This is a genomic window from Azospirillum tabaci, assembly GCF_014596085.1.
In the GTDB taxonomy this organism is placed as follows: Bacteria; Pseudomonadota; Alphaproteobacteria; order Azospirillales; family Azospirillaceae; genus Azospirillum; species Azospirillum tabaci.
On the sequence record NZ_JACCJY010000002.1, the window covers coordinates 180,729 to 204,444 of the forward strand.

At 67.1% G+C, this 23,716-nt stretch carries 29 protein-coding genes; 9 read left to right on the plus strand and 20 right to left on the minus strand.

Annotated elements, in window-relative coordinates:
• Positions 1-79: 79 nt before the first annotated feature.
• Together H0B54_RS04020 and H0B54_RS04025 are read right to left on the minus strand one after the other, a co-directional pair.
• A complete protein-coding gene (locus H0B54_RS04020; protein WP_188259328.1) occupies positions 80-688 on the minus strand; it encodes a YceD family protein in 609 nt (202 codons plus the stop codon).
• 130 nt (positions 689-818) lie between these two features.
• On the minus strand, positions 819-1,370 hold the full coding sequence (locus H0B54_RS04025) for a ubiquinol-cytochrome C chaperone family protein (RefSeq protein ID WP_188259329.1): 552 nt from the start codon (positions 1,368-1,370) through the stop codon (positions 819-821).
• Positions 1,371-1,499: 129 nt separating this feature from the next.
• Between H0B54_RS04025 and H0B54_RS04030 the strand changes: the two genes are divergently transcribed.
• The gene (locus H0B54_RS04030; RefSeq protein ID WP_188259330.1) at positions 1,500-1,967 is read left to right on the plus strand and encodes an outer membrane protein assembly factor BamE; all 468 of its coding nucleotides are present in this window, start codon (positions 1,500-1,502) and stop codon (positions 1,965-1,967) included.
• Positions 1,968-2,051: 84 nt separating this feature from the next.
• Here the strand turns inward: H0B54_RS04030 and H0B54_RS04035 are convergent, their stop codons facing one another.
• The 11 genes from H0B54_RS04035 to rpiB form a co-directional block, all read right to left on the minus strand.
• The gene (locus H0B54_RS04035) at positions 2,052-4,154 is read right to left on the minus strand and encodes a sodium-translocating pyrophosphatase (RefSeq protein ID WP_094302205.1); all 2,103 of its coding nucleotides are present in this window, start codon (positions 4,152-4,154) and stop codon (positions 2,052-2,054) included.
• A 205-nt stretch (positions 4,155-4,359) separates the two neighbouring features.
• Positions 4,360-4,824: a hypothetical protein gene (locus H0B54_RS04040; RefSeq protein WP_188259331.1), complete on the minus strand. Its 465-nt coding sequence runs from the start codon at positions 4,822-4,824 to the stop codon at positions 4,360-4,362.
• Between the two features lie 83 nt (positions 4,825-4,907).
• Positions 4,908-5,927: a thiamine-phosphate kinase gene (gene thiL / locus H0B54_RS04045; protein ID WP_188259332.1), complete on the minus strand. Its 1,020-nt coding sequence runs from the start codon at positions 5,925-5,927 to the stop codon at positions 4,908-4,910.
• On the minus strand, positions 5,905-6,477 hold the full coding sequence (gene nusB, locus H0B54_RS04050; protein WP_137114577.1) for a transcription antitermination factor NusB: 573 nt from the start codon (positions 6,475-6,477) through the stop codon (positions 5,905-5,907). Before nusB ends, thiL begins: the two co-directional genes overlap by 23 nt.
• 33 nt (positions 6,478-6,510) lie before the next feature.
• Positions 6,511-6,975 (minus strand): 6,7-dimethyl-8-ribityllumazine synthase, encoded by a 465-nt coding sequence (locus tag H0B54_RS04055; RefSeq protein WP_014240735.1) that lies wholly within the window; start codon positions 6,973-6,975, stop codon positions 6,511-6,513.
• Positions 6,976-6,996: 21 nt separating this feature from the next.
• The gene (ribB, locus tag H0B54_RS04060) at positions 6,997-8,121 is read right to left on the minus strand and encodes a 3,4-dihydroxy-2-butanone-4-phosphate synthase (RefSeq protein ID WP_188259333.1); all 1,125 of its coding nucleotides are present in this window, start codon (positions 8,119-8,121) and stop codon (positions 6,997-6,999) included.
• Positions 8,118-8,705, minus strand: coding sequence for a riboflavin synthase (locus H0B54_RS04065; RefSeq protein WP_094302210.1), 588 nt, complete (start codon positions 8,703-8,705; stop codon positions 8,118-8,120). Before H0B54_RS04065 ends, ribB begins: the two co-directional genes overlap by 4 nt.
• A gap of 113 nt (positions 8,706-8,818) precedes the next feature.
• Positions 8,819-9,937 (minus strand): bifunctional diaminohydroxyphosphoribosylaminopyrimidine deaminase/5-amino-6-(5-phosphoribosylamino)uracil reductase RibD, encoded by a 1,119-nt coding sequence (gene ribD / locus H0B54_RS04070; RefSeq protein WP_188259334.1) that lies wholly within the window; start codon positions 9,935-9,937, stop codon positions 8,819-8,821.
• A gap of 17 nt (positions 9,938-9,954) precedes the next feature.
• Positions 9,955-10,419 carry a transcriptional regulator NrdR gene (nrdR, locus tag H0B54_RS04075; RefSeq protein ID WP_014240731.1) on the minus strand — a complete coding sequence of 155 codons (465 nt, stop codon included), beginning with the start codon at positions 10,417-10,419 and terminating at the stop codon, positions 9,955-9,957.
• A 33-nt stretch (positions 10,420-10,452) separates the two neighbouring features.
• The gene (gene glyA / locus H0B54_RS04080; RefSeq protein WP_188259335.1) at positions 10,453-11,763 is read right to left on the minus strand and encodes a serine hydroxymethyltransferase; all 1,311 of its coding nucleotides are present in this window, start codon (positions 11,761-11,763) and stop codon (positions 10,453-10,455) included.
• 54 nt (positions 11,764-11,817) lie between these two features.
• Positions 11,818-12,249 carry a ribose 5-phosphate isomerase B gene (rpiB, locus tag H0B54_RS04085; protein WP_094302213.1) on the minus strand — a complete coding sequence of 144 codons (432 nt, stop codon included), beginning with the start codon at positions 12,247-12,249 and terminating at the stop codon, positions 11,818-11,820.
• Between the two features lie 536 nt (positions 12,250-12,785).
• Between rpiB and H0B54_RS04090 the strand changes: the two genes are divergently transcribed.
• Entirely contained in the window at positions 12,786-13,229 is a 444-nt protein-coding gene (locus H0B54_RS04090) for a Ros/MucR family transcriptional regulator (RefSeq protein WP_014240726.1), read from the plus strand.
• A gap of 143 nt (positions 13,230-13,372) precedes the next feature.
• Here H0B54_RS04090 and H0B54_RS04095 read toward each other — a convergent pair whose 3' ends face one another.
• Both H0B54_RS04095 and H0B54_RS04100 read right to left on the minus strand, forming a co-directional pair.
• Positions 13,373-13,690, minus strand: a complete 318-nt coding sequence (locus tag H0B54_RS04095; RefSeq protein ID WP_246472314.1) for a hypothetical protein — start codon at positions 13,688-13,690, stop codon at positions 13,373-13,375.
• A 312-nt stretch (positions 13,691-14,002) separates the two neighbouring features.
• Positions 14,003-14,245 carry a DUF6898 family protein gene (locus H0B54_RS04100; protein WP_094302214.1) on the minus strand — a complete coding sequence of 81 codons (243 nt, stop codon included), beginning with the start codon at positions 14,243-14,245 and terminating at the stop codon, positions 14,003-14,005.
• A 128-nt stretch (positions 14,246-14,373) separates the two neighbouring features.
• Between H0B54_RS04100 and H0B54_RS04105 the strand changes: the two genes are divergently transcribed.
• The 5 genes from H0B54_RS04105 (at position 14,374) to H0B54_RS04125 (ending at position 16,842) form a co-directional block, all read left to right on the plus strand.
• Positions 14,374-14,886, plus strand: a complete 513-nt coding sequence (locus tag H0B54_RS04105; RefSeq protein ID WP_188259336.1) for a YciE/YciF ferroxidase family protein — start codon at positions 14,374-14,376, stop codon at positions 14,884-14,886.
• Between the two features lie 113 nt (positions 14,887-14,999).
• Complete coding sequence (locus H0B54_RS04110) at positions 15,000-15,422, plus strand: hypothetical protein (RefSeq protein ID WP_094302216.1); 423 nt, start codon at positions 15,000-15,002, stop codon at positions 15,420-15,422.
• An 81-nt stretch (positions 15,423-15,503) separates the two neighbouring features.
• The gene (locus tag H0B54_RS04115) at positions 15,504-15,923 is read left to right on the plus strand and encodes a hypothetical protein (protein WP_188259337.1); all 420 of its coding nucleotides are present in this window, start codon (positions 15,504-15,506) and stop codon (positions 15,921-15,923) included.
• Complete coding sequence (locus H0B54_RS04120; RefSeq protein WP_188259338.1) at positions 15,920-16,384, plus strand: DUF488 domain-containing protein; 465 nt, start codon at positions 15,920-15,922, stop codon at positions 16,382-16,384. Before H0B54_RS04115 ends, H0B54_RS04120 begins: the two co-directional genes overlap by 4 nt.
• 8 nt (positions 16,385-16,392) lie before the next feature.
• On the plus strand, positions 16,393-16,842 hold the full coding sequence (locus tag H0B54_RS04125; RefSeq protein ID WP_188259339.1) for a GNAT family N-acetyltransferase: 450 nt from the start codon (positions 16,393-16,395) through the stop codon (positions 16,840-16,842).
• A gap of 15 nt (positions 16,843-16,857) precedes the next feature.
• Here H0B54_RS04125 and H0B54_RS04130 read toward each other — a convergent pair whose 3' ends face one another.
• From H0B54_RS04130 to H0B54_RS04140, 3 genes are all read right to left on the minus strand, one after another.
• Positions 16,858-17,631: a hypothetical protein gene (locus H0B54_RS04130; protein ID WP_188259340.1), complete on the minus strand. Its 774-nt coding sequence runs from the start codon at positions 17,629-17,631 to the stop codon at positions 16,858-16,860.
• A gap of 122 nt (positions 17,632-17,753) precedes the next feature.
• Positions 17,754-19,331 (minus strand): cisplatin damage response ATP-dependent DNA ligase, encoded by a 1,578-nt coding sequence (locus H0B54_RS04135; protein ID WP_188259341.1) that lies wholly within the window; start codon positions 19,329-19,331, stop codon positions 17,754-17,756.
• Complete coding sequence (locus H0B54_RS04140; protein ID WP_188259342.1) at positions 19,328-20,317, minus strand: ligase-associated DNA damage response exonuclease; 990 nt, start codon at positions 20,315-20,317, stop codon at positions 19,328-19,330. Before H0B54_RS04140 ends, H0B54_RS04135 begins: the two co-directional genes overlap by 4 nt.
• 149 nt (positions 20,318-20,466) lie before the next feature.
• Here H0B54_RS04140 and H0B54_RS04145 point away from each other — a divergent pair, with 149 nt between their 5' ends.
• Positions 20,467-21,387, plus strand: coding sequence for a pseudouridine-5'-phosphate glycosidase (locus H0B54_RS04145; RefSeq protein ID WP_188259343.1), 921 nt, complete (start codon positions 20,467-20,469; stop codon positions 21,385-21,387).
• Positions 21,388-21,496: 109 nt separating this feature from the next.
• Positions 21,497-21,910 carry a hypothetical protein gene (locus tag H0B54_RS04150; protein ID WP_041811100.1) on the plus strand — a complete coding sequence of 138 codons (414 nt, stop codon included), beginning with the start codon at positions 21,497-21,499 and terminating at the stop codon, positions 21,908-21,910.
• Positions 21,911-21,988: 78 nt separating this feature from the next.
• Here H0B54_RS04150 and H0B54_RS04155 read toward each other — a convergent pair whose 3' ends face one another.
• The gene (locus H0B54_RS04155; protein WP_188259344.1) at positions 21,989-22,873 is read right to left on the minus strand and encodes an S-methyl-5'-thioadenosine phosphorylase; all 885 of its coding nucleotides are present in this window, start codon (positions 22,871-22,873) and stop codon (positions 21,989-21,991) included.
• A 77-nt stretch (positions 22,874-22,950) separates the two neighbouring features.
• Positions 22,951-23,649, minus strand: a complete 699-nt coding sequence (locus H0B54_RS04160; protein WP_094302225.1) for a rhomboid family intramembrane serine protease — start codon at positions 23,647-23,649, stop codon at positions 22,951-22,953.
• Positions 23,650-23,716 lie beyond the last annotated feature (67 nt).

Consider the following 23,716-nt stretch of genomic DNA (forward strand, 5'->3'; position numbering starts at 1 on the left):
GGCGGCCCGAAGAGGGGCCGCCTGACGCGAGCGGCATTCAATACGGCAATTGCCCCCGAAGGGCAAGCCCGTTCCGCCCTCAATTCTGTCGTTTCAGACGTTCCAGCGCGGCGAACGGGTTCGGCTTCTCCGGATCGGCGCCGGCATCATCATCGGCGGGGGCCATGCCCTCCTCCTCCTCTTCGCCTTCGCTGTATCCGTCGAACGCCACGCCTTCTGCATGAGGATAGGGGTCGAGCGCCAGGGACAAATGCTGGGCGGTCAATTCGCCGATGTCGATGCGCCCGTTGGTCATCGCCTCCGGAATGTCCTCCTCGGCGATGTTCGGATCGATCTCGATCTCGTCGTCCTCGCCGGGGACCATCGACTCCGGCGCGAACAGCGCGCCAAATCGCTCGGAAATCTGGGCGGGCACCGGTTCCAACGTGATGACGCAGGTCTGCACCACGTCGGCCTCCAGTTCTCCTTCCACCCGCACCATCTGCCCGCCGCGCACGGAGCGCAGGCGGACCCTGGCGGTCAGCCGTCCGATTCCCTCCAGCTCGAACCGCTCGGCCAGCGCCTCGCGCTCGGCCTCCGTCGCCTCGATGGTTTCGACCAGGTCCCCGTCGCGATGGACGGCGTCGGCGCGGACAATGCGCGAGAATTCCGGCGCGGGGCCGGCGGAGAGCGGGGGCGTGTTGCGCATGTCAGGCAATTCCTTGTCACAGCACCCGTTCTGAAGCGGGCGCCTTCGTCACAATGTCAGATGAATCCGGACGCCGGGAAAGGCAAGTCCATTTGGCAAGTCCAATGGAAGAGAGACTCGATGGATGCGATCAGTCCGTCCCGGCGTCGGGCGGCGGACCGAAGCGGACCTCTCCAGCCATGAGCGACTCCAGCGGCTGCGCCTCCAGCCCGGCGGCCTCGCGCCGGACGTAGGCCGCCATGACGGCCAGCCGTTGCGGCGGCACTTCCGATACGGTGCCATAGACGTTGTTGTCCAGCGCGACCTCCAGCGCCTGCCCGCCTTCGTCGGCGAGCGCGCGGTCGTAGACCTCGATCCGGCCGGCGATGCCGCGGGCCATGGTCTTGATGCGCCGCCCGACTCCGCTGTCGCCAACCCCCTGCTCCATCAGCGACTTCTCAAAATGGTCGATCATCGCCTCGAAGAGCAGGCGCGAACGGTCCGCGGCGGCGGCCCCCTGCCCCTTCAGGCGGCGCATGACCAAGAAGACGTGAAGCACCACCATGTCGAAGCGCCCGTCCAGCGTGTCGGGAACGCCAAGGTCACGGTAGAAGGCCGGCAAGCGGGCCTGCGCCACGATCGTGAGATAGAAATCGGCGACGGCGCGGGCTTCACGCCGGCGCCGGAACAGGCGGTCAAGCACGGTTTCTCTCTCGCTCGGAGTTTCGTTGACAGGACAAACCGCGCGGTGCGATTGTCCCGGCATTGCGGGCGGAGTCCGGCCTGCCGCAAGGGTCCGGCGGTCCGCCCGCGCCATCATAGCCTGAGCACCATGACGAGATCGATTCCTTCGGCGCTGTGCGCCTTCGCCTTTCTGGGTCTCGCCGTCTCCGCGTGCTCGCCCACCGTGGCGACCCGCGGCAACATGGCGGATCCCGACCGCATCGCCGAGATCAAGGCCGGCCAGTCGCGGCGGGAGGATGTGGCGGACATCCTCGGCACGCCGACCTCCGTGGGAACCTTCGACCAGAATGTCTGGTACTACATCGGCCAGAAGACGGAGAAGGTCGCCTTCTTCCAGCCGAGCGTGATGGAGCGCCGCGTCGTCGTCGTCCATTTCGACGACGCGGGCGTGGTGACGGAGATGAAGCAGCTCGACGCCAGCGACGGCCAGCAGATCGACATCGTCGACCGCAGCACCCCGACGGCCGGCCGCGAGTTGAGCTTCCTCGAACAGATGCTCGGCAACGTCGGGCGCTTCTCCGCCAAGGACTCGCGCAACCGCGGCCCCGGCCGCTGACGCCGACAGAAACGCTGAGACACGAAAAGCCCCGCTTCTGCGGGGCTTTTCTTTTGGTGCCGATTCGGATCAGCCGATCCCCTGTCAACCAATCTGGGCGAGGATCGCCAGCAGCAGGATCGCCACGATGTTGGTGATCTTGATCATCGGGTTGACCGCCGGGCCGGCGGTGTCCTTGTACGGATCGCCGACGGTGTCGCCGGTCACCGCCGCCTTGTGCGCGTCGGAGCCCTTGCCGCCGTGGTTCCCCTCCTCGATGAACTTCTTGGCGTTGTCCCAGGCGCCGCCGCCCGAGGTCATCGAGATGGCGACGAAGATCCCCGTCACGATGGTGCCCAGCAGCATGGCGCCCAAGGCGGCGAAGGCCTGCGCCTGACCGGCGATGGCGGCGATGACGATGTAAAGGACCACCGGCGCCAACACCGGCAGCAGCGACGGAATGACCATCTCCTTGATCGCGGCGCGGGTCAGCATGTCGACGGCGCGGCCATAGTCGGGCTTCGCGGTGCCCTCCATGATGCCGCTGATTTCGCGGAACTGGCGGCGCACCTCCACCACCACCGAACCGGCGGCGCGCCCGACCGCGGTCATGCCCATCGCCCCGAACAGGTAGGGCAGCAGGCCGCCGATCAGCAACCCGACGACCACATAGGGATCGTCCAGCCGGAACTCGACCGCCACGTTCGGGAAATAGTGCTTCAGATCCTGCACATAGGCGGCGAACAGCACCAGAGCGGCGAGACCGGCGGAGCCGATGGCGTAGCCCTTGGTCACCGCCTTGGTGGTGTTGCCGACCGCGTCCAGAGCGTCGGTCGTGACGCGGATGTCCTTCGGCATGTCCGCCATTTCGGCGATGCCGCCGGCGTTGTCGGTCACCGGACCGTAGGCGTCCAGCGCCACCACCATGCCGGCCAGCGCCAGCATCGTGGTCGCGGCGATGCCGATTCCGAAGATGCCGGCCTGCCCGTAGGCGATGATGATGCCGACGCAGATGACCAGGACGGGAAGCGCCGTCGCCTCCATCGACACGGCCAGCCCCTGGATCACGTTGGTGCCGTGCCCGGTCTCCGACGAGCGGGCGACGCTGCGCACCGGGCGGAAGGCGGTGGAGGTGTAATATTCGGTGATCCACACCAGCAGGCCGGTCACGCCCAGCCCGACCAGGGACGAGACGAACAGGCTGCCGCCGGTCACATAGCCGCCGCCGTTCAGGGGGATGGGCCGGGTGAAGCCGAACATGATCGCGGTCACGATCAGAATCAGGACCAGCGAGATGCCGGCGGTCGCCGCCAATCCCTTGTAGAGGGCGGCCATGATGTTGTTGTTGCTGCCCAGCTTCACGAAGAAGGTGCCGGCGACGGAGGCGGCGATGCAGACCGCGCCGATGACCAGCGGGTAGACGAGCAGCAGGCGGATCACCTCACCCGAAAAGAAAATCGCCGCCAGCAGCATGGTGGCGACGATGGTGACGGCGTAGGTTTCGAAGAGGTCGGCGGCCATACCGGCGCAGTCGCCGACATTGTCGCCCACATTGTCGGCGATCACCGCGGGGTTGCGGGGATCGTCCTCCGGAATGCCGGCCTCGACCTTGCCCACCAGATCGGCGCCGACGTCGGCCCCCTTGGTGAAGATGCCGCCGCCCAGCCGCGCGAAGATGGAGATCAGCGAGGCGCCGAAGCTGAGGGCGACCAGGGCCTCAAGCACCGCGCGGACCTCGATCGGGTCGGTCACGCGGTAGATCATCGTCAGGATGCCGTAATAGACTCCCACCCCCAGCAGACCCAGCCCGACCACCAGCATGCCGGTGATCGCCCCCGCCTTGAAGGCGATGTCCAGCGCCGGGGCCAAGCCCTGGGTCGCCGCCTGGGCCGTGCGCACGTTGGCCCGCACCGACACGTTCATCCCGACATAGCCGGCGGCCCCCGACAGGACCGATCCGATCAGGAAGCCGATGGCCACATGCAGGCCGAGGAACGCGCCGAGGATGATGAGAAGCACCACGCCGGCGATGGCGATGGTGGTGTACTGGCGATTCAGATAGGCTCGGGCGCCCTCCTGCACGGCCGCAGCGATTTCCTGCATGCGGTCGGAACCGGCGGAGGCCGCCATGACTTGTCTGCCCGCGTAGTACCCATACGCCAGCGCCAACAGGCCGCTGGCGATGATGATGACGAACGCTGCTGCCATCGGTTCCCCCAAATTCTTATGGTTTCGGGCCCGATTACCGCCTTGTCGTGAAAACGACCCGTACAAACGAAGGTGGATGACGGGCGAGTTGTTCACGAAAAGGATGCCGAAGAGAATGGCACAATGCAACAGCCGCCACGTCCGAATAGGCGCGGCGATTTGGCCGAGGCGCTCCTGACTTTCGGATAGGCTTTTTTAAGAACGGTTACAAATTGCGCTGTGTAACCACCTGAACAAGAACATTTTGCACCACACCCTCCCCCACCACTTTCGCGGCGGCGGCGGCGAGTTTTTCTTTTACGGCAATGATGTTGACCAAGTTGCCCGTCATCACCGACCGGTCGTCCACGGCGGCGTAGAGGGCCGACAGGCAGCGGTCATAGACGAGCGGCTGGCGGGCTTGGACATAGGGAACCTTGTCGAGAATCACCTCCAGCGTGACGACCACGGTCACGAACTGCTCGACCTTCTGCGTGCCGATGGCCGGAACGACAAAGGGAGCCATGCGGACGAAACCGGTGGGCGGCTTGGGCGGCGGCTCCTCCTTCTTGGGGGCCGACTCCTCATGCTCGACGAAATACTTGTTGTAGATCATCCAGCCGCCGAAGCCCGCACCGCCCAGCAGCAGCAGGCCCAAAACCAGCACTATGACGGCCTTGATCACGCCCATCCTTTCCCGGAAACGGAATGGATCGAGCCTAGCGCCGCCCTGCTTTCGATTGCGTTAAGCGGAGTCGCGCTTCGGGGATGCTCTCAGAAATGGTCCCAGCCGCGAGTCGGCAGGTCGAGAACCCGCCCCTGCGGATCGGTCGCCGTGACGTCTCCCGCCAGCCCGTCCACGAGACGGCCGATGGCGGTCACCGGCACCCCCGTCTCCGCCGACAGGGCGGCGAGAGCCGGCGCGGCGTCCTCCGCCGCGGTGAAAAGCAACTCGTAATCGTCGCCACCGGTCAGAGCCACGGCGAAGCGCACCGGATCGTCCCCGATCACCAACCTTGCGGCGGCTGAGAGAGGCACTTGCCCCGACTCCAGAATCGCGGCGCAGCCCGACTCCTCGCACAGATGGCCAAGGTCCGCGACCAAACCGTCCGACACGTCCAGGCAGCCGGTCGCCAGCCCGACCAGACGCGGCCCCAGTGTAGTCCGCGGATCGGGCCTCCGCAGCCGCCGCAGCAGCACGGCGCGCGCCGAGTCGTCGGCCACCTCCAGCGTTCCGTAGGCGATCCGCAGGCCGAGCGCCGCGTCGCCGATGGTGCCCGTGACGTACACGCGGTCGCCGGGCCGCCCGCCCCAGCGCGGCACCGCTCCGCCCTTCGGCACCAGACCGAAGGCCGTCACCGACAGGGTGATGGGGCCGGAGGTCGAAACCGAGTCGCCGCCGGCCAGGGCGATTCCGAAACGGGCCTGATCCTCGCCCAGACCAGCGGCGAAACCGGCCAGCCAGTCCTCACCCACCGTCTTCGGCAGGGCGGTGACCAGCGTGTAGGCGTAGGGGGCCGCCCCCATGGCGGCGAGGTCCGACAGGTTGGTGCGCAGCAGCTTCGCGGCGATGTCGCCGGGCGCGTCCTCGGGAAAGAAGTGGACGCCCGCCACCATGGCGTCCGTGGTGACGACCAGTTCCTGGTCCGGTGGAACGCCGAACACGGCGGCGTCGTCGGCAAGCCCGCGGGCGCCCGGAAAACCGGACGCCAACGGCCTGAAATAACGGTCGATCCGCCCGAACTCGCCGAGCGGCTTACCGGTCTTTGCCCTAGCGGTCTTTGGGTTGGTCACGGCTGGGGTCCGGCTGGGCCAGTTCGTCCGGCCGCAGCGCGCGGGCCACATGGTCGAGCACGCCGTTCACCATGCCCGGCTCCCGCGCCGCGAAGAAGGCGTGCGCCACATCCACATACTCGCTGATGAGGATGCGCGGGTGCGTGTCGTTGTGGACGAACAGCTCATAGGCGCCGGCCCGCAGGATGGCGCGCATCAGCAGTTCCAGGCGGTCCAGCGCGTAGCGGGGCTCGAGCGCCGAGGCCAGCATGCCGTCGACCTCCGCCCGGCGGTGCGCGGCACCGCGGACGATGTCGGCGAACAGCTGCGGGTCGGCGGCGACGAACTTCGCCCCATCGATCTCCTCACCCAGCCGGTGATTGACGAACTCGCCGATCACGGATTCCACGGCGATGCCGGTCGGTTCGATCTGGTTCAGGTCGATCTGGTACAGGGCCTGAACGGCGGCAAGGCGCGCGGCCTTGCGCCGGGCCTTGGCCGATCCGCCACCCGTCCGGTTCCGGGAGCCGCGCTTCTGTTTCGCGCGGCCAGCCGCGTCGTCGTTGCTCATGATGCTCAGTCTGTCAGGAATTGCACCGCGGGGTCACCGCGGATAGAGGCGGAATTGGCGCTTGAGTTCGATCATGTCAAGGCAGGCGCGCGCCGCGAAACCGCCCTTGTTCTTGGCCGTGACGGAGGCCCGCGCCCAGGCCTGCTCGCGGTTCTCCACCGTCAACACGCCGTTGCCGATGGCCAGCGCGTAGCGCAGCGCGAGGTCCTGGAGACCGCGGGCGCTCTCGTTGCAGACGATGTCGTAATGGGTGGTCTCGCCGCGGATCACGCAGCCCAGCCCGACATAGCCGTCGAAGCGCTTGCGCGCCGTGAAGAAGTCCATGGAGCGCAGGGCGTACAGGATCGCCGCCGGAATCTCCAGGCACCCCGGGACCGAGACGCGCTGGTAGGTGGCGCCTTCCTTCTCGATCTCGGCAATGGCGCCTTTCACCAGTTCGTCGGCGATGTCCTCGTAGAAGCGGGCTTCCACGATCATCAGATGGGGCTTTTCGGTCATCTCGGGTCGCTCGGCTGACGGTTACTGGTCATGCAGGGGAATCGGGCGGTGGCCGAGCACGGTCAGGCCGTACCCCTCCAGCCCGATGATGGACTTCTTGCGGTTCGACAGCAGAACCATGTCGCGCACGCCCAGGTCCAGCAGGATCTGCGCGCCCACGCCATAATCCCGCAGAGCGGGGGTCGGGTTCTCGTGACCTTCCAGCCGCGCTTTGACCGATTCCGTGAGGCTGTTCGCCATCGGCTCGCGCAGCAGGACGATCACGCCGCGGCCCTCGCGCGCGATCATTTCCATGGAGGCCTGAAGCTCACCGTCGCGGGCGGCGCTCCTGTCGCCCAGCACGTCGTCCAGCACCGACAGGGCGTGCATGCGCACCAGCACCGGCTCGTCGCCGGAGATGTCGCCGCGCACCAGCGCGATGTGCTCCGCGTAGGCCACCTTGTTGACGTAGACGTACATCTGGAAGCGCCCGCCGAAGCGGCTGTCCAGCGTCGCCGCCAGCTTCTGCTCGACGATCGTCTCGGTGCGGCGGCGGTAGGCGATCAGGTCGGCGATGGTGCCCACCTTCAGCCCGTGGAACTGCGCGAACTTCACCAGATCCGGCAGGCGGGCCATGGTGCCGTCGTCGTTCATGATCTCGCAGATCACGCCCGCCGCGGTCATGCCGGCCATGCGGGCGATGTCCACCGAGGCTTCCGTGTGGCCGGCGCGGACCAGCACGCCGCCGTCACGGGCGAGCAGCGGGAAAACGTGGCCCGGCGTCACGATGGCGTCCGGCCCGGCGGTCGGGTCGATGGCGACCTGGATGGTGCGGGCGCGGTCGGCGGCGGAGATGCCGGTGGTTACGCCCTCGCGCGCCTCTATGGAGACGGTGAAGGCGGTCTGGTGGCGGGTGCCGTTCTGCTGCGCCATCAGCGGCAGGCGCAGCCGCTCGATGTGGTTCTGGTCCATGGCGAGGCAGATCAGGCCGCGCCCGTACTTGGCCATGAAGTTCACGGCCTCGGGAGTCGCGCACTGGGCCGGGATGACCAGATCGCCTTCGTTCTCGCGGTCCTCGTCATCGACGAGGATGAACATCTTGCCCTGGCGCGCCTCCTCGATGATCTCCTCGGGGCGCGACAGATACTCGTGAAACTCGGACGTCATTCCTGCCCTGCCAGACGCGCCACATACCGCGCGAGCATATCGATTTCCAGGTTCACCCGGTCCCCGGCCTTCAGCGCGCCGAAGGTGGTCGCATCCTGGGTGTGCGGGATGATGTTCACGCCGAAGCGCGCGCCATCGACCTCGTTCACCGTCAGCGACACGCCGTCCAGCGCCACCGACCCCTTGGAGGCGATGTATTTCGCCAGGGAGGCCGGCGCCTCGAAGGTGAAGCGCTTCGACTCGCCGTCGGCGCGGACCTCCACCACGGAGGCGACGCCGTCGACATGGCCGGACACGATGTGCCCGCCCAACTCGTCACCGACCTTGAGCGCGCGCTCAAGGTTGATGCGGGTGCCTTCGGCCCAGCCGCCCAGCGTCGTCTTCGACAAAGTCTCGGCGGAGGCCTGGACGGCGAACCAGCCCGGCCCCTTTTCGACGACCGTCAGGCAGACGCCGTTGTTGGCGATGGACGCGCCGATGGGAACCGTCTCCATAGCGAAGGCGGTCTCGACGGTGAACCGGGTGTCGCCCTGCCGTTCCACGGCCCGAACGCGCCCAACATCGGTGATGATTCCGGTGAACATGGGCCGGCAATTTAGCAGGTTTTCAATCGTGTGAAAGATTCATCCGCACGGCGCGGCACGCAACGGACTGTTGCGCCCAGCACGGTGCCGAACGCCGTGCAGTCACGCACCGTTCAACCGCGGCGGACGTAGCTCTCCACGAGGTCGTCCCCGGCCTGCCGCAGGTCGGTCCGGCGGAACAGGGCCATACGCCCCAACCCATCCACCCCGAAGGCATGGACCGCCGGCAGCCCATCGCCACCCATGATCGAGGCGGCGCGGAACCACTCCAGCCGGTCCACCAGATTGGCGCGCAGCAGCGAGGCCGCCAGCGTGGCCCCGCCCTCCACCAGCACGCGGGTCAGGCCGCGGCGGGCCAGGGCGGCGCTCGCCTCGACCAGATCCGGCAGACCGGCGGAATCGGCGGGCACGCGGATCACCTCCAGTCCGCAGTTCTGGAAGACGGCCAGACGGCTGGGGTCGGCGTCCTCCCGTGTGACGACCCAGGTCGGCACGGACCGCGCGCCCGAGGCCAGTTTCCCGGTCAGCGGCAGGCGCAGCCGGCTGTCGACGACGATGCGCACGGGCGAACGATGAGCCAGCCCCGGCAGGCGGCAGGTGAGTTCCGGATCGTCGGCCAGGGCGGTGCGGATGCCGACCATGATCGCGTCGTGGCTGGCGCGCAGACGGTGTCCCCAGGCTCGCGCCGTCGGCCCGGTGATCCATTGCGACTGGCCGGTATGGGTGGCGATGCGCCCATCCAGCGTCGTGGCCGCCTTCACTGTATAGAGTGGACGGTTGTCCTGGATGCGTCGGAAGAAGCCCTCGTTGAGCGTCCAGGCCTCGTCCTCGCAGACGCCGGTTTCCACCGCGACCCCGGCGGCGCGCAACCGCTCCAGACCGCCCCCAGCCACCCGCGGGTCGGGATCGCCACAAGCCACCACCACCCGCGCCACTCCGGCCTCCACCAGCGCCAGAGCGCAGGGTGGCGTTTTCCCGTAATGATTGCAGGGCTCCAGGGTCACATAGGCGGTCGCGCCGTGCGCAGCACCACCGGCACGGGCCAAGGCTTCCGTCTCGGCGTGGGGCCGTCCGCCCGGCTGGGTCCAACCGCGCCCGACCACCACACCGTCGCGCACGATGACGCAGCCCACCGCCGGGTTCGGCCATGTGTTGCCGAGCCCGCGCGCCGCCAGGGCCAGAGCGGCCCGCATGTGGCGGAGGTCGTCGGGATGGATGGCTTGCTTCGCCATGGGCGCCACCCGCCCCCTCAGCCGTTCTGGGCTTCGGGGGCGAGTTGCTCGACGAACTCGTTGAAGTCCGACGCCTCGCGGAAGTCCTTGTAGACCGAGGCGTAGCGGATGTAGGCGACCTGATCGAGAGTCTGGAGCGCCACCATGATCATCTCGCCGATCTGCTTCGACGGGATCTCGCTCTCGCCGGAGGATTCGAGCTGGCGCACCAAGCTGTTCACCACCCGGTCGATGCGGTCGGCGTCGATCGGGCGCTTGCGCAGGGCGATGCGCATGGAGCGCAGGAGCTTTTCGCGGTCGAAAGGCTCCCGCTGGCCGGTGCTCTTCACCACCGTCAGCTCACGGAGCTGAACGCGCTCGAAGGTGGTGAAGCGCGCGCTGCAACTGGGGCAGAACCGCCGTCTGCGGATCGCCGAGTTGTCCTCGGTCGGTCGCGAGTCCTTGACCTGGGTGTCCTCGTGTCCGCAGAACGGGCAGCGCATGTCCGGCCTTTCCCCTTTAGTCGGTCTTGATGATTACAGGGTCGGGTAGATGGGGAAGCGGCGGCACAGCTCGCGCACCTCTTCCCGCACCTTAGCCTCGACCGCCGCATTGTCGCCGGAGTTGCTGGCGGCCAGACCGTCCAGCGTCTCAACGATCAGGCGGCCGACCTGCTCGAACTCGGCCACGCCGAAGCCGCGGGTGGTCGCCGCAGGGCTGCCCAGACGGACGCCGGAGGTGACCATCGGCTTCTGCGGGTCGAACGGCACCCCGTTCTTGTTGCAGGTCATGCCGGCGTGCTCCAGGCTCGCCTCGGCGGCCTTGCCGGTCAGGTTCTTCGGACGCAGGTCGACCAGCACGATGTGGCTGTCGGTGCCGCCGGACACGATGTCCAGGCCGCCCTCGATCAGCACCTTCGACAGGGCGCGGGCGTTGTCCAGGACGCTCTTGGCGTAGGTCTTGAACTCCGGACGCAGCGCTTCGGCGAAGGCCACCGCCTTGGCGGCGATGACGTGCATCAGCGGGCCGCCCTGCAGGCCGGGGAAGACCGCCGAGTTGATCTTCTTGGCGATTTCCTCGCTGTTGGTCAGCACCATGCCGCCGCGCGGGCCGCGCAGCGTCTTGTGGGTGGTGGTGGTGACCACGTCGGCGTAGGGGAACGGGTTCGGGTAGACGCCGCCGGCGATCAGGCCGGCATAGTGGGCGATGTCCACCATGAAGTACGCGCCGACCTCGTCCGCGATGGCGCGGAAGCGCTGGTAGTCGATGACGCGCGGATAGGCGGAACCGCCGGCGATGATCAGCTTCGGCTTGTGCTCGCGGGCCAGACGCTCGACCTCGTCGAAGTCGATCAGGTGGTCGTCGCGACGCACGCCGTACTGCACGGCCTTGAACCACTTGCCCGACAGGTTCGGGGCGGCGCCATGGGTCAGGTGGCCGCCGGCCGCCAGCGACATGCCGAGGATGGTGTCGCCCGGCTGGAGCAGGGCGAGATTGACCGCCTGGTTGGCCTGCGAACCGGAGTTCGGCTGGACGTTGGCGAAATTGCAGCCGAACAGCTTGCAGGCGCGCTCGATCGCCAGCGTCTCGGCCACGTCCACATACTCGCAACCGCCGTAGTAACGCTTACCCGGATAGCCCTCGGCGTACTTGTTGGTCATGACCGAACCCTGGGCCTCCAGCACCGCCTGGGAGACGATGTTCTCGGACGCGATCAGCTCGATCTGCTCCTGCTGGCGGACCAGCTCGTCGCGCACCGCGCGGGCCAGTTCGGGATCGGTCTCGGCGAGCGAGGCGGCGAAGAAGCGGCCGATCTCGGCGCGGGGGTCGGCGTTGGTCACGGTCATGGCAGGGCAGGTCCTTGGTTCAGAAAGCAGTCACGGGCCGGGTGAAGGGCCGTCTCATCCCATTTTGGCGATTCGCCGGCTGTGCCGTTCACCGCCTTCGAAATCGGTCTTCAGGAAGGCGTCCACGCAATCCTTGGCGATCTCAGCGCCGATGATGCGGGCGCCCAGCGCCACCACGTTCGCGTCGTTGTGCTGGCGCGCGAGACGGGCGGTCGTCACGTCGTGCACCAGGGCAGCACGGATGCCCGGATGCCGGTTCGCCGCGATGCTGATACCGATGCCGCTGCCGCAGATCAAAACACCGCGCGCCGCCCGCTTGTCGTTGATGGCACCCGCCAGCGCCGTGGCGAAATCCGGATAGTCCACCGACTCCGGACCGTTGCAGCCGAGGTCCAGCACCTCGTAGCCGGCGCCGGCCAGCCAGGAGGCGATCTGGGCCTTCATCTCGTACCCCGCGTGATCGGACGCGATCGCGATGGTGGTCATGAAAGAAAAACTCCGTGCACGAATACGAATGGCGCCGGCCCGGTGGGAACACCCGGCGGAGACGGCGGCACGGCGCGCAAGCTACCAGATATCGCCCCGAACCGCCAGAAGGACACAACGCACGGGGGCTTTGCACCGGACACAGAACCGCAAAGGAGGGAATGCCGGGCACGGGCGCGGTTCGGGGAGCATGGCCTGCAATGCATGCCGAGAACAAATGTTTCTCTATTTCCCGCACCCGTTGACGTTAACGGCCAGTAAGCAGGACGACCGATTCGGTCTCACACCACGAATCGGTCAGTTGCGGTGCCCGATTCCCATGGTCTTGCCTAGCTTCCCCTCACTAGACAATGCCTAAACGCGGGGCAGTGCAGCCGCAGGCCGGCCCTTTCCTGGGACATCTGATTTGCCGCGCCTTGTAACTTCATGCAGATCGCAAATAACTTAATTCGCTCCTCTCGAAATTATATTGACACCCAAATCACGCTGTGCAACTTGGTTGCTAGGGACAAAATGAAAAATCAGGACTAATGGCAATGAGTGACCAGCTTCGCGCCGATGTGCCCGATAACGAGCTTCTGCGGATGACCGCGGACATCGTCTCCGCATATGTCAGCAAGAACGTTCTGCCGGCGCAGCAGATTCCCGAGGTGATCAACACGGTCTACTCGTCGCTGACCGGGCTGAACACGCAGCCCAGAGAGATTCCTTCGGAGCCCCTGAAGCCCGCCGTGCCGATCCGCAAGTCGGTGACGCCCGAATACATCGTGTGCCTGGAAGACGGCAAAAAGCTGAAGATGCTGAAGCGCCATCTGCGCTCCACCTACAACATGTCGCCGGACGAATACCGGGCGCGCTGGAGCCTGCCACCCGATTATCCGATGGTCGCGCCGAACTACGCGGCGCAGCGCTCCGAGTTCGCGAAGCGGATCGGCCTCGGCCGCAGTTCCGGCCGCCAGACCCGCCGCAAGGCCGGCTGAACGCCAGCACCGTCCTGAACGAACAGGGCCGGCCTCCCGCAAGGGAAGCCGGCCCTGTGTCGTTTCGCCCTTATGTCGTCGTGGTCCCGGGTCGTTCCGACCGCCGCGCGAACGGGCTTTGCCGAACCCGCCCGCGCCGCTTATCACCCACAGTTGCGGCCAGACAGACGGCAGTTGAATCGTTCGACATTGCGGGTCAATTCCTGGCCTGTGCTGGCGTTTTCCTCGTTCAGGCAGCGCAGATAGTCCATGGTCTTGTCCACGTACTCCTTCACCTCGAACTGGCAACTGGCCATCTTGTCCGCGCTGACGAAGGTGGTGGTGTCGCTCATGCAGAGCGGAACGCCGGGCTTGGTGCAGATGATGGTGGTTTCCGCCCGCACAGCCGGGCTTTGCAGCACCACGGCCAGCGCCAGCAGCGTGGCTGCCGGCCTCAGGATCTCTCTCGACAGCGCGGGCATTCTCCGCAAGACCGTCACGCAACGCATTGCGATCGTCTCCCTCCGCATTCGGTCAGGACCGCCGCGCCCGGAAACCAGGAAGCACGATGGTCCGTTCGTTCGTGGAACGCTTTCTACCGGCGTTACATCCGATGCACCAGTGCTCACGGCGCGGCATAGGTCTAGAGTCGGGTTTGAGCAGTTCACCCCCGGACCGGTTCCGCAGGTCCGGCTCCGGGATGTCAGTGCTCACCATCAGCAGAAGCCAAGACTAGCCGCGCCCCCCGCCCCGCCGGGAGGGCGCGCTTCTTGGCGTCTGTATTCGGGGAAGGCTCAGCGTTTGGCCGCGTCGCGCTTCAGAACGAACTGGAGCTTGCTGATCGCGGTCCGTTTCAGCAGTTCCAGGCTGCCGGTGGCCGGGCCGACGACCGATACCTCCGTCGCGGTGACGGGGTCGATGGCCATCACCTTCAAATAGCTGCCGACCCGCTGGAACTCGAACAGCACCTCGCCAAGACCGCCTCCTGTGCCATTTCCAGCGGTCTGGCCTTTTCCAGGCGCCCGATTGCCCACCATCGCTTCTTCTCCATCGCCGGCCTTCGCCGGTCCCGTTACCACCTTAGCACAGCGCAACCGTCCCGGAACCCCGTCTGCCACGTCCTGTTGTTGGCGGACGACGCACTCAGCAAGGGAGTACCGGCACCATGGCTGCCAAGACCATGCAGGATCTGCTGATCGAAGAACTCCGCGACATCTACCACGCCGAAAAGCAGCTCACCAAGGCCCTGCCGAAACTGGCCAAGGCGGCGCATTCCGAACAGCTCCGCGCAGCCTTCGAATCCCATCTGGAAGAAACCCGTGGCCAGATCGAACGGCTGGAGCAGGTGTTCGATGAGTTGGACACCCGCACCCGCGGCAAGCACTGCGACGCGATGGAGGGGCTGATCAGCGAGGCCCGCGAGATCATGGAAATGGGTCTTGCCCCGGAAGTCCAGGACGCGGCCCTGATCGCCGCCGCCCAGAAGGTGGAGCATTACGAGATCGCCAGCTACGGCACCGTCCACGCCTACGCCACCGCCTGCGGCCTCACCAGGGTGGCGGAGTTGCTGGAGCAGACCCTCAACGAAGAGAAGGAAACCGACAAGAAGCTGAACATGCTGGCGATCAACGACGTGAACAAGAAGGCGATCCAAGCCAGCGGGCAAAAGGCGGCCTGAGAACGGCACGCCGCGTCATAGGCCGAGTCTCTTGTTACAGCGGGCGCCATTGAAGACGGAGGGGTGAACCCCTACTATCGGGGCCATCCAATCGATTTTTCCGGTGCCCGCCAATGCGCAGGGTCGCATCCATCCTCGGTTCCCTCCTGATCGCCGCCACCGTCGCCGGTTCGGTCACGGTCGTCCAGGCGGCGGAGGGGCCAGCGGCCCTGCCGCCCTCCGTCCGCATCAAGCCGGTGATGGTCCCCATCGTCACCCGCGGGCAGGTGGAGCGCTACACCCAGATCGAGGTGATGCTGGAGGTGGCGAACGCCACCCGGTTGGGTGAAGTCCAGGTTGCCATCCCGAGGCTGCACGATGCGGCCCTGCGTGCGGTCTACCTGGGCATCGAAGAGGGGTGGATCGTCCGCGGCAACATCGCCAACATGCCCGCCCTGCGCCGCAAGATCGACGAGGAGAGCGTCAAGCTGTTCGGCAAGGATGTGGTCAGCCGCATTCTCATCACCCCGCTGTCACGGCAATCCTCCTTCCCCTGATACCAGCCCCCTCCTTCCGACGGTTGCCTCATCGGCCGCTTCGCGGCAGCATGGCCGCGTGACCGGTGAGGACATGCGAAAATGGCCGTGGTTTATGTGGCGCGCAGCGCCGCGCTGACGAAATGGGCGTCCGACGTCGGACAGGGAAAGCACATCTTCAAGCTGGGCGTGGCCGCCGACAAGGACGCCGCCAAGGCCGCGATCGACGCCGGTTGGGCGGGCGAAGGCGACTGGCGCCTGATCCACAGCCAGGAGGTGCCGGACCTGGAGGAGGAGCCGGTGATCGAGCGCTTGATGCGCAAGGAAAAGGTCATCGATCCGACCTATTACCCGAAGCTGAAGGGCGCCTCCGGCGTCTTCCGCGTCACCCTGACCAACGTGCAGAACAGCCTTCTGGTCGCCAAGGCCATGTCCGCCGACGAGCCGCTGACCGACATCAAGGTGAAGCCGAAGGACATCGGCGAATACATGATCCGCAACGCCCTCCCCTCCCCGTCATGAGCAGCCTGCCTCCGCTCTACACCATAGGTTATGAAGGCGCTTCCTTCGACTCCGTTCTGCGCGCATTGAAGGCGCGGGGCGTCGGAGTCCTGCTGGACGTGCGCGAGTTGCCGCTGTCCCGCCGCGCCGGCTTCTCCAAGAGGCCGCTGTCCGCCGGGCTGGAGGAGGCCGGAATCGCCTACGTCCATCTGAAGGGGCTGGGCACGCCCAAGGAGGGGCGCGTCGCCGCCCACCAGGGCGACCTGGATCACTTCTGGTCGATCGTCGAAGAGAAGATGCAGACTCCGGAAGCGGAGCACGACCTCAGCCGCGCCGCAGCCCTGGCGCGGGAAAAGCCGGCCTGCCTGCTCTGCTTCGAGGCCTCGCCGCATCTCTGCCACCGGCTTCGCGTCGGCGAAGCCCTTCACAGCCGTTTCGGCTTCACGGTGGAGCATCTGGCTCCCACCGACATCGCCTTCTAGGGGCTGACATGCACTCCCGCTGGTACCGCTTCGCCGACCTGTCCGCCGGCGCCTTCCACGACATGCTGCACCTCCGCCAGGGCGTTCTGGTGGTGGAGCAGGCCTCGCCCTTCCCCGACCTCGACGGCCTCGACCCGGTGGCGCAGCATCTGGCGCTTTACGACGGCGACGCGGCGACACCGGTCGGCTACGCCCGCATTTTCGGCCCCGATGCGGAGACCGGCGCCACCTCCTTCGGGCGACTGGCGGTCGCTCCGGCGTGGCGCGGCAAGGCGCTGGGTCGCCGGCTGGTCGCCGAATGCCTGGAGCGGCTGGCCCGGGAATGGCCGGAGCACGATGTGCAGATCAGCGCGCAGCTTTACTTGGAGAGCTTTTACGGCAGCTTCGGCTTCCGGCGCGTCAGCGAGATTTACGACGATGTCGGCATCGACCACATCGACATGCGGCTGAGCCGATAGGGAGGAGATTCATGTCTACTTCCTCGCTTCGGTCAGGATGTCGCCGGCCTCCTTGCGGATGACGTTCAGGTTCTTCAGCAGGATCGCCAGCGCCTGATCGTAGTTGAATGCCTCGTCCGACTCGTCCGGAATGTCGGTGTCGTCGGCGGCGACGGAGACCTTGGCCTTCTTCTTCACGGTCGCGAAATATTCGCTGCCCGTCTTCTCGAATCCCTTGATGGCCTTCTGCAGAGCGTCGACGTCGTTGGCCCGCGTGGCGGCGTCGAGCGCCTTCGTCGCCTTCTCCAGGCCGCTCGACGCCCGGAAGGCGAGCAGGAAGCCCTCGACGGGCTTCTTCTTGCCGGTCAGCGCCTCGAACATCTTCTTGGCGGCGGTCCAGTCGGCGAAGAAGGTGGTGGCGGGCATCTCCTTGCCGCTGCCCGTCTTCTCCAGCTTCTTCAGGGCGGACTGGCTTTCCAACTGGGCCATCTGCTCGACGTTCATGGTGCCGCCCAGCATGTCGGCCGCCACCTCGACGGCGCCCTCGTTCTTCGCCTTCTGAGCCTTCACGATGACCGCGCTGAGCTTCGCCCGGAAGATCTTGGTCGCCTGGAGCAGATCGGCCAGCGCCTCGCGCAGCGCCTTGGCGTCACCGGCCTTGTAGGCCTTGTCCCAGGCTGCGGCGGCCTTTTCCACGTCGCCGGACTTCTTGACCACCGCCAAGGCGTCGCCCGAGTTGGGGATCTTCTTCGCCTCGGCCTCGCACTTCGCCTTGTGCTTCTTGAATTCGGGAGCGGCGGTGAACGGCATGGTGAGGTCTCCGGCTTGATGTCTTCCACCCCGCTCGACCGCAGCGAACGGTTGCAGAAGACTAGACGCCGTCCCGCCGGCGTCAACGCCGACCCGGTTCAAAATGGAAGAAGCGGCTCACTCTAGCCGACGACCATCGCCTGGAGCGTTTCCAGCCGGTCGGCGTCCGCCGCGGGCTTGTCCCAGCGGATTCGGTGGACGCGCGGGAAGCGCATCGCCAGACCGCTCTTGTGGCGGTTCGACGGGTGCACGCTGTCGAAGGCGACCTCCAGCACCAACCCCGGCTCGACCTCGCGCACCGGGCCGTAGCGGCGGGTGGTGCGGTTGCGCACCCAGCGGTCGAGCTCCACCAGCTCCGCGTCGGTGAAGCCGAAATAGGCCTTGCCGACCGGCACCAGCTCCTCGCCGCGCCAGACGCCGAAGGTGAAGTCCGAGTAATAGCTGGACCGCTTGCCGTGCCCGCGCTGGGCGTACATCAGCACGGTGTCGAGCGTCAGCGCCCCGCGCTTCCACTTGAACCAGGGCCCCTTGGGACGCCCGGCGACGTAGACGCTGTCCTTGCGCTTCAGCATCAGCCCTTCGATGCTGTTCTCCCGGCTGCCCTCGCGCAGCCCCTTCAGCGCCTCCCAGCCCTCGAACGGCACCAGGGGCGACAGGTCCATCCGCCGGGGCCGCACCGCATCGTGCCAGCGTTCCAGCCGGGCGCGCCGCTCGGTGAAGGGCAGACTCCGCAGATCCTCCTCGCCGTCGAACAGGATGTCGTAGAGCCGCACCCAGGCGGGAAATTCCTTCAGCATGGCCGCGGTGACCGTCTTGCGGTTCAGCCGCTGCTGAAGGTCGTTGAAGGGCGCGATCTCGCCCTCGTCGCGGGCGACCAGCAGTTCGCCGTCCAGCACAGCGTCGAAGGTCATGTGATCCGCGATGTCCGGAAAAGCGCCGGACACGTCATCGCCGGTGCGGCTGTAGATGCGCCGCTCGCCGCCGCGGGCCGCCAACTGCACGCGGATGCCGTCCCATTTCCATTCCGCGGCGTAATCGGCCGGATCGAGCCCGGCCATGTCCTCCTCTTCCAACGGGTGGGAGAGCATCAGCGGGCGGAAGCCGGCGCCCTTCCCCGCCGCCGGCCGGTCGGACTTCCCTTCCAGCCAGGCGAACAGGTCCGCATAGGGCGGGGTCAGCCCATGCCAGCACTCCTCGAGGTCGCCGAGATCGACCTTTCCCCACTCCGCCAGCGCCGTCTTGGCCAGCCGCGCCGACACACCCACCCGCAGGCTGCCGGTGATGAGCTTCAGCAGAGCGAAGCGGCCCGAGGAATCGAGCGTGTCGAGCCACCCCTCCACCAGCCCCATCACCTGCCCGCGCTTGGCCGCGCGCAGCGTCTCCACGACCTCGGTCAGGGAGGGCGGGAGGCTGTTCGCCCGCTCCGGGCGCTCCGGCCAGATCAGGGCCACGGTCTCGGCGAGGTCACCCACATAGTCGTAGGACAGGGCGAACAGCTCCGGATCGACACGGGCGGCGACCAGTTGCCGGATGGCCGCCGGCTTGGCCTCGTGGAAGACCAGCGATTCCGTCAGGGCCGCCAGAGCCCAGCCGCGGTCAGGGTCCGGCGTGGTGGCGAAGAAGTCGGCCAGCAGGCGGATCTTCCCGTTGCGCGCCGGCATGAACACCAGCCCGTCGATCAGCGAGGAAAAGTTCTTCACGCCCCTTCTTCCTCCTCGAAGCCGACCAGGGCCAGCGCGCGGGCGCGGATGCCGCGCTGGGTGGCGTGGTGGACCAGCGCCTCCTCCCGGCCATGGGTCACCCAGACCTCGGGCGCCGCGACCTCGTCGAGCGTCTGGGTCAGTTCGTCCCAATCGGCGTGGTCGGAGATGACCAGCGGCAGTTCGACGCCGCGCTGGCGCGCCCGCTGCCGCACCCGCATCCAGCCGGAGGCCATCGCCACCACCGGATCGGTCAGCCGCCGCGCCCAACGGTCGGCCACCGCGCCGGGCGGGGCCAGCACCAGGGCGCCCTTCAGCTCCTCCTTCGCCGCGACGGTGGCCGGGCGAAGCTCGCCCAGAGGCACGCCGAAGCCCTCGTAGAGTTTGCAGATCGGCTCCAGCGCGCCGTGCAGATAGATCGGCCGGTCGTAACCGGCGGCGCGCAGCAGGGAGATCACCCGCTGGCATTTGCCCAGCGCGTAGGCCCCGACGACATGGCTGCGCTCCGGAAAAATCGACAGCGAGTGCAGAAGCTTGTCGATCTCCCCCAGGTCCGGCGGGTGGCGGAAGACCGGCAGGCCGAAAGTCGCCTCGGTGATGAAGACGTCGCAGGGCACCGGCTCGAACGGGGCGCAGGTTCGGTCGAAGCGCCGCTTGTAGTCGCCGGACACCACCACCCGCGTGCCCTCATGCTCCAGCACCACCTGCGCGCTGCCCAGCACATGGCCGGCGGGGACCAACCGCACCGTCACGTCGCCGATGCGGATCGCCTCGCCGTAGTCGAGCGTCTGCGTCGCGGCCCCCGCCCCCTCGCCCAGCCGTTGCCGCATGATGGCGAGCGTCCCGGCGGTGGCGAGCACATGGGCGTGGCCGGGCCGGGCGTGGTCGGAATGGCCGTGGGTGACGACCGCCCGCTCCACCGGGCGCAGCGGGTCCACGTAGAAGCCGCCGGGCTCGACATAGAGGCCTTCAGGGCAGACCTTCATCCAACGTTCGGCGGGGGGACGGGCGGGGCTTTGTGCAGGCATGTCCTGCAATATAGGCCGTCCTCGCGAAAGGACAAAATTCCGATTCCTCCGGTTGCACCGGCTCGAACCACGGCGCAGGATGCGGGAGAACGAGGGAGACTCCGACCATGCACGACCGCCTGTCCCCAACGCCCGAGGTCGCCGCCGCCCTGGCCGAGGGCCGGCCCGTGGTGGCGCTGGAATCCACCGTCATTTCCCACGGCATGCCCTACCCGAAGAATCTGGAAACGGCGATGGCGCTGGAGGACGCGGTGCGGGCCGAGGGGGCAATTCCCGCGACCATCGCCGTGCTCGATGGGCGCATCCGTGTCGGACTGGACGGCGACGCGCTCGAACGGCTCGCCAGGGGCGGCACCAGCGTCATGAAGCTGAGCCGCCGCGACCTGCCCGTCGCTCTGGCGACCGGAGCGCTGGGCGCCACCACCGTGGCCGCCACCATGATCGCCGCGCGATTGGCGGGGATCGCCGTTTTTGCCACCGGGGGCTTGGGCGGGGTGCACCGCGGCGCCGAAACCAGTTTCGACGTGTCGGCGGATCTCGACGAGCTGGCCCGCACCAGCGTCTGCGTCGTCTGCGCGGGTGCCAAGTCGATTCTCGACCTGCCGAAGACGCTGGAGGTGCTGGAGACCCGCGGGGTCCCCGTCCTGGGGCTGGGCACGGACGAGTTTCCGGCCTTCTACAGCCGCAACTCTGGTCTGCCCGTCTCTCATCGCTGTGACAACGTGCACGAAGTCGCCGCCATCCTGAAAGCCAAATGGGAGCTTGGGCTGGAGGGTGGCGTGGTCGTCGCCAACCCCATCCCGAAGGCCGATGCGCTGGACGGCGCCGCTATGGAGCAGGCCATCGCACAGGCGCTAAGGGATGCGGAACATCATGGAATCACGGGAAAATCCGTCACGCCCTATCTCCTTGCGGCTCTGGAGCGGATCACCGGCGGGCGCAGCCTGACCGCGAACATGGCGCTGATCCGACACAACGCCGTCACCGCGGCGCGGCTGGCGTCGGCTTACGCGGCGACGGCGGCGTGAATCGTCATAGACCATTACGCATAAGAGGTAAGCCATCCGTGACTCAGGGATTTAAGGCCCCGTTAACCGAAGCCGGGTGAATCTGCGCTCGTTCTTCACGGAGGTCTCTATGCGTGCGCCCAGCCCGTCGAACCTGGTTTCCCGGATGATCGCCATGGCCGCTCAGCCCGACGAGGGCATCGGCGAGCCCGACAACCGCCCGGCCGCGCGGGTCAAGAAGATCGTCTGGGCCTCCCAGGCGGCAAAATTGCGGGGCTCCCTCTCGTCCCGCCTCGTCCACGAGATCGAATGCGCGGTGTCAGCCGATCTCGACAGCATGGAATTGCCGGAGGTGTTCTTCACCTCTGTCGAGTTCGCCGGCCGCGTCATCACCTGCGACCTGGACGCCTCGGGCACCGCTTCCATCTTCGGCCTGATCGACATCAGCGACTATGACGAGCTGGTGGAAGAGGCCGGCGACGACGCGCTGTTCGGCGTCGATTGGGACGGCGTCTACGTCACCCCGGCGCGCACCCGCCACTGAGGCTTTCCGCCCGACCAAAAGAAAAAGCCGCGGGACCCGGACGCACGCCGGGTCCCGCGGCTTTTTCCATTGGCGTCCTCAGCCCAGCGCGCGGGCGAGGATGATGTCGAGATTCTTCAGCATCTCCGGGTCGCGCTTGTCCGGCGCGGTCATGATCGCGTGGTCGAGCGCGGTGTGGCAGCCCTGTGCGCACAGCCCGTCGCGCACCTGGAGCTTCGGCGCGAGCGTCTTGACCAGCGACCGCGCCTTGCCGGCGTTGGCGACCACCACCCTGATGACGGCGTCCACGGTGACGTGGTCATGCTCCGGATGCCAGCAGTCGAAGTCGGTGACCATGGCGACGGTCGCGTAGCACATCTCCGCCTCGCGGGCGAGCTTGGCCTCCGGCATGTTGGTCATGCCGATCACGTCGCAGCCCCAGCTCCGGTACAGCTCGGATTCGGCCTTGGTCGAGAATTGCGGGCCTTCCATGACCATGTAGGTGCCGCGGCGCTGGTGCGGCACCTTCAGCTCCACCAGCGCCTCCTCAATCAGGTCACCCAGCCGCCCGCAGACCGGATGGCCCAGCGCCACATGCGCCACCAGACCGGTGCCGAAGAAGCTCTTGTTGCGGGCGAAGGTGCGGTCGATGAACTGGTCGATCACCACGAAGGTGCCCGGCGGCAGATGTTCCTTCAGCGAGCCGACGGCGGAGACCGACAGGATCTCGGTCACGCCCAACGCCTTCAACGCGTAGATGTTGGCGCGGAAGTTCAGTTCGGACGGCGGGATGCGGTGGCCGCGGCCATGGCGCGGGAGGAAGACCAGCCTCTGCCCGTTCAGCTCGCCCGTCAGCAGCTCGTCCGACGGGTCGCCGAAGGGCGTTTCCACCTTCACCCAGCGCTGGTTTTCCAGCCCGTCGATGTCGTAGACGCCGCTGCCGCCGATCACGCCGAGCACCGGCGCGAACCCGGTTTCCGCCATAGTCACATGCCTCCGTCAATGGAAGGGCGCAGTATTCCGCCCCGGCCCGGCAAAGGCAACGATCACGGCGGAGACGGTCACAGCGTGCGCAGCAGCACCACGACCAGCGTCAGATAGACGGCGGCCTTCGCCGCAGTGCTGAGACGGGCGACGCTCCACAGCGCCACGCCGGGACGGCGGAACAAAGCGACCAGCGCCACCCCCGCGCCGAACCCGCCGAGATGGGCGGCCCAGGCCACGTCGCCCAGACCGGAATCCGGAGCCGGCGGCATCAACGTCATCGCCACGTTGATCGCCAGGAAGCTGCCCACCACGATGGAGGCGGGAACGCGCGGCCCCGGCGTCACGCCGAGCGTCGCCTGCGGATGCAGCAGCAGAAAGGCCCCCATCACACCACAGATCGCCCCGCTCGCTCCGACCAGCGGCGCCATGGGATCGACGGCCAACGCCCCCTCCACGACGGCTCCCGCCACCGCGCACAGCAGGAAGAACAGCAAGTAGCGCAGGCTTCCCATCGCCAGTTCGACGGCGCCGCCGAAGGCCCAGAGCACCAGCATGTTGCTGACCAGATGCACGATGTCGCTGTGAATCAGGACATGGCCGAACAGCCCGCGCCACACCGCCCAGATCGGCAACGGCCCCGCCGTCTCCACCGTTCCGAAGAAGTAGGCGGGGACGAAGGCGAGGGACTCCGGCGGCAGGCCCAGCACGAAGACCAGCGTGCAGGCCATGACGATGCCCTGGTTGACGTAGGGAATCCTTCTGGCAGCGCGCACCGCTCCCCCTTCGTCGATGACCGGAGCCTTGGCGGCCCGGCCTTCATCCTTGCTCGATATGGGGGGC

Coding starts and splice junctions, on each gene's coding strand:
- H0B54_RS04020 (WP_188259328.1), bottom strand. CDS start 688: ATGCGCAACACGCCCCCGCTCTCCGCCGGCCCCGCGCCGGAATTCTCG.
- H0B54_RS04030 (WP_188259330.1), top strand. CDS start 1,500: ATGACGAGATCGATTCCTTCGGCGCTGTGCGCCTTCGCCTTTCTGGGT.
- H0B54_RS04035 (WP_094302205.1), bottom strand. CDS start 4,154: ATGGCAGCAGCGTTCGTCATCATCATCGCCAGCGGCCTGTTGGCGCTG.
- H0B54_RS04040 (WP_188259331.1), bottom strand. CDS start 4,824: ATGGGCGTGATCAAGGCCGTCATAGTGCTGGTTTTGGGCCTGCTGCTG.
- nusB (WP_137114577.1), bottom strand. CDS start 6,477: ATGAGCAACGACGACGCGGCTGGCCGCGCGAAACAGAAGCGCGGCTCC.
- H0B54_RS04055 (WP_014240735.1), bottom strand. CDS start 6,975: ATGACCGAAAAGCCCCATCTGATGATCGTGGAAGCCCGCTTCTACGAG.
- ribB (WP_188259333.1), bottom strand. CDS start 8,121: ATGACGTCCGAGTTTCACGAGTATCTGTCGCGCCCCGAGGAGATCATC.
- H0B54_RS04065 (WP_094302210.1), bottom strand. CDS start 8,705: ATGTTCACCGGAATCATCACCGATGTTGGGCGCGTTCGGGCCGTGGAA.
- ribD (WP_188259334.1), bottom strand. CDS start 9,937: ATGGCGAAGCAAGCCATCCATCCCGACGACCTCCGCCACATGCGGGCC.
- nrdR (WP_014240731.1), bottom strand. CDS start 10,419: ATGCGCTGCCCGTTCTGCGGACACGAGGACACCCAGGTCAAGGACTCG.
- glyA (WP_188259335.1), bottom strand. CDS start 11,763: ATGACCGTGACCAACGCCGACCCCCGCGCCGAGATCGGCCGCTTCTTC.
- rpiB (WP_094302213.1), bottom strand. CDS start 12,249: ATGACCACCATCGCGATCGCGTCCGATCACGCGGGGTACGAGATGAAG.
- H0B54_RS04090 (WP_014240726.1), top strand. CDS start 12,786: ATGAGTGACCAGCTTCGCGCCGATGTGCCCGATAACGAGCTTCTGCGG.
- H0B54_RS04095 (WP_246472314.1), bottom strand. CDS start 13,690: ATGCCCGCGCTGTCGAGAGAGATCCTGAGGCCGGCAGCCACGCTGCTG.
- H0B54_RS04100 (WP_094302214.1), bottom strand. CDS start 14,245: ATGGTGGGCAATCGGGCGCCTGGAAAAGGCCAGACCGCTGGAAATGGC.
- H0B54_RS04105 (WP_188259336.1), top strand. CDS start 14,374: ATGGCTGCCAAGACCATGCAGGATCTGCTGATCGAAGAACTCCGCGAC.
- H0B54_RS04110 (WP_094302216.1), top strand. CDS start 15,000: ATGCGCAGGGTCGCATCCATCCTCGGTTCCCTCCTGATCGCCGCCACC.
- H0B54_RS04115 (WP_188259337.1), top strand. CDS start 15,504: ATGGCCGTGGTTTATGTGGCGCGCAGCGCCGCGCTGACGAAATGGGCG.
- H0B54_RS04120 (WP_188259338.1), top strand. CDS start 15,920: ATGAGCAGCCTGCCTCCGCTCTACACCATAGGTTATGAAGGCGCTTCC.
- H0B54_RS04125 (WP_188259339.1), top strand. CDS start 16,393: ATGCACTCCCGCTGGTACCGCTTCGCCGACCTGTCCGCCGGCGCCTTC.
- H0B54_RS04130 (WP_188259340.1), bottom strand. CDS start 17,631: ATGCCGTTCACCGCCGCTCCCGAATTCAAGAAGCACAAGGCGAAGTGC.
- H0B54_RS04140 (WP_188259342.1), bottom strand. CDS start 20,317: ATGAAGGTCTGCCCTGAAGGCCTCTATGTCGAGCCCGGCGGCTTCTAC.
- H0B54_RS04145 (WP_188259343.1), top strand. CDS start 20,467: ATGCACGACCGCCTGTCCCCAACGCCCGAGGTCGCCGCCGCCCTGGCC.
- H0B54_RS04150 (WP_041811100.1), top strand. CDS start 21,497: ATGCGTGCGCCCAGCCCGTCGAACCTGGTTTCCCGGATGATCGCCATG.
- H0B54_RS04155 (WP_188259344.1), bottom strand. CDS start 22,873: ATGGCGGAAACCGGGTTCGCGCCGGTGCTCGGCGTGATCGGCGGCAGC.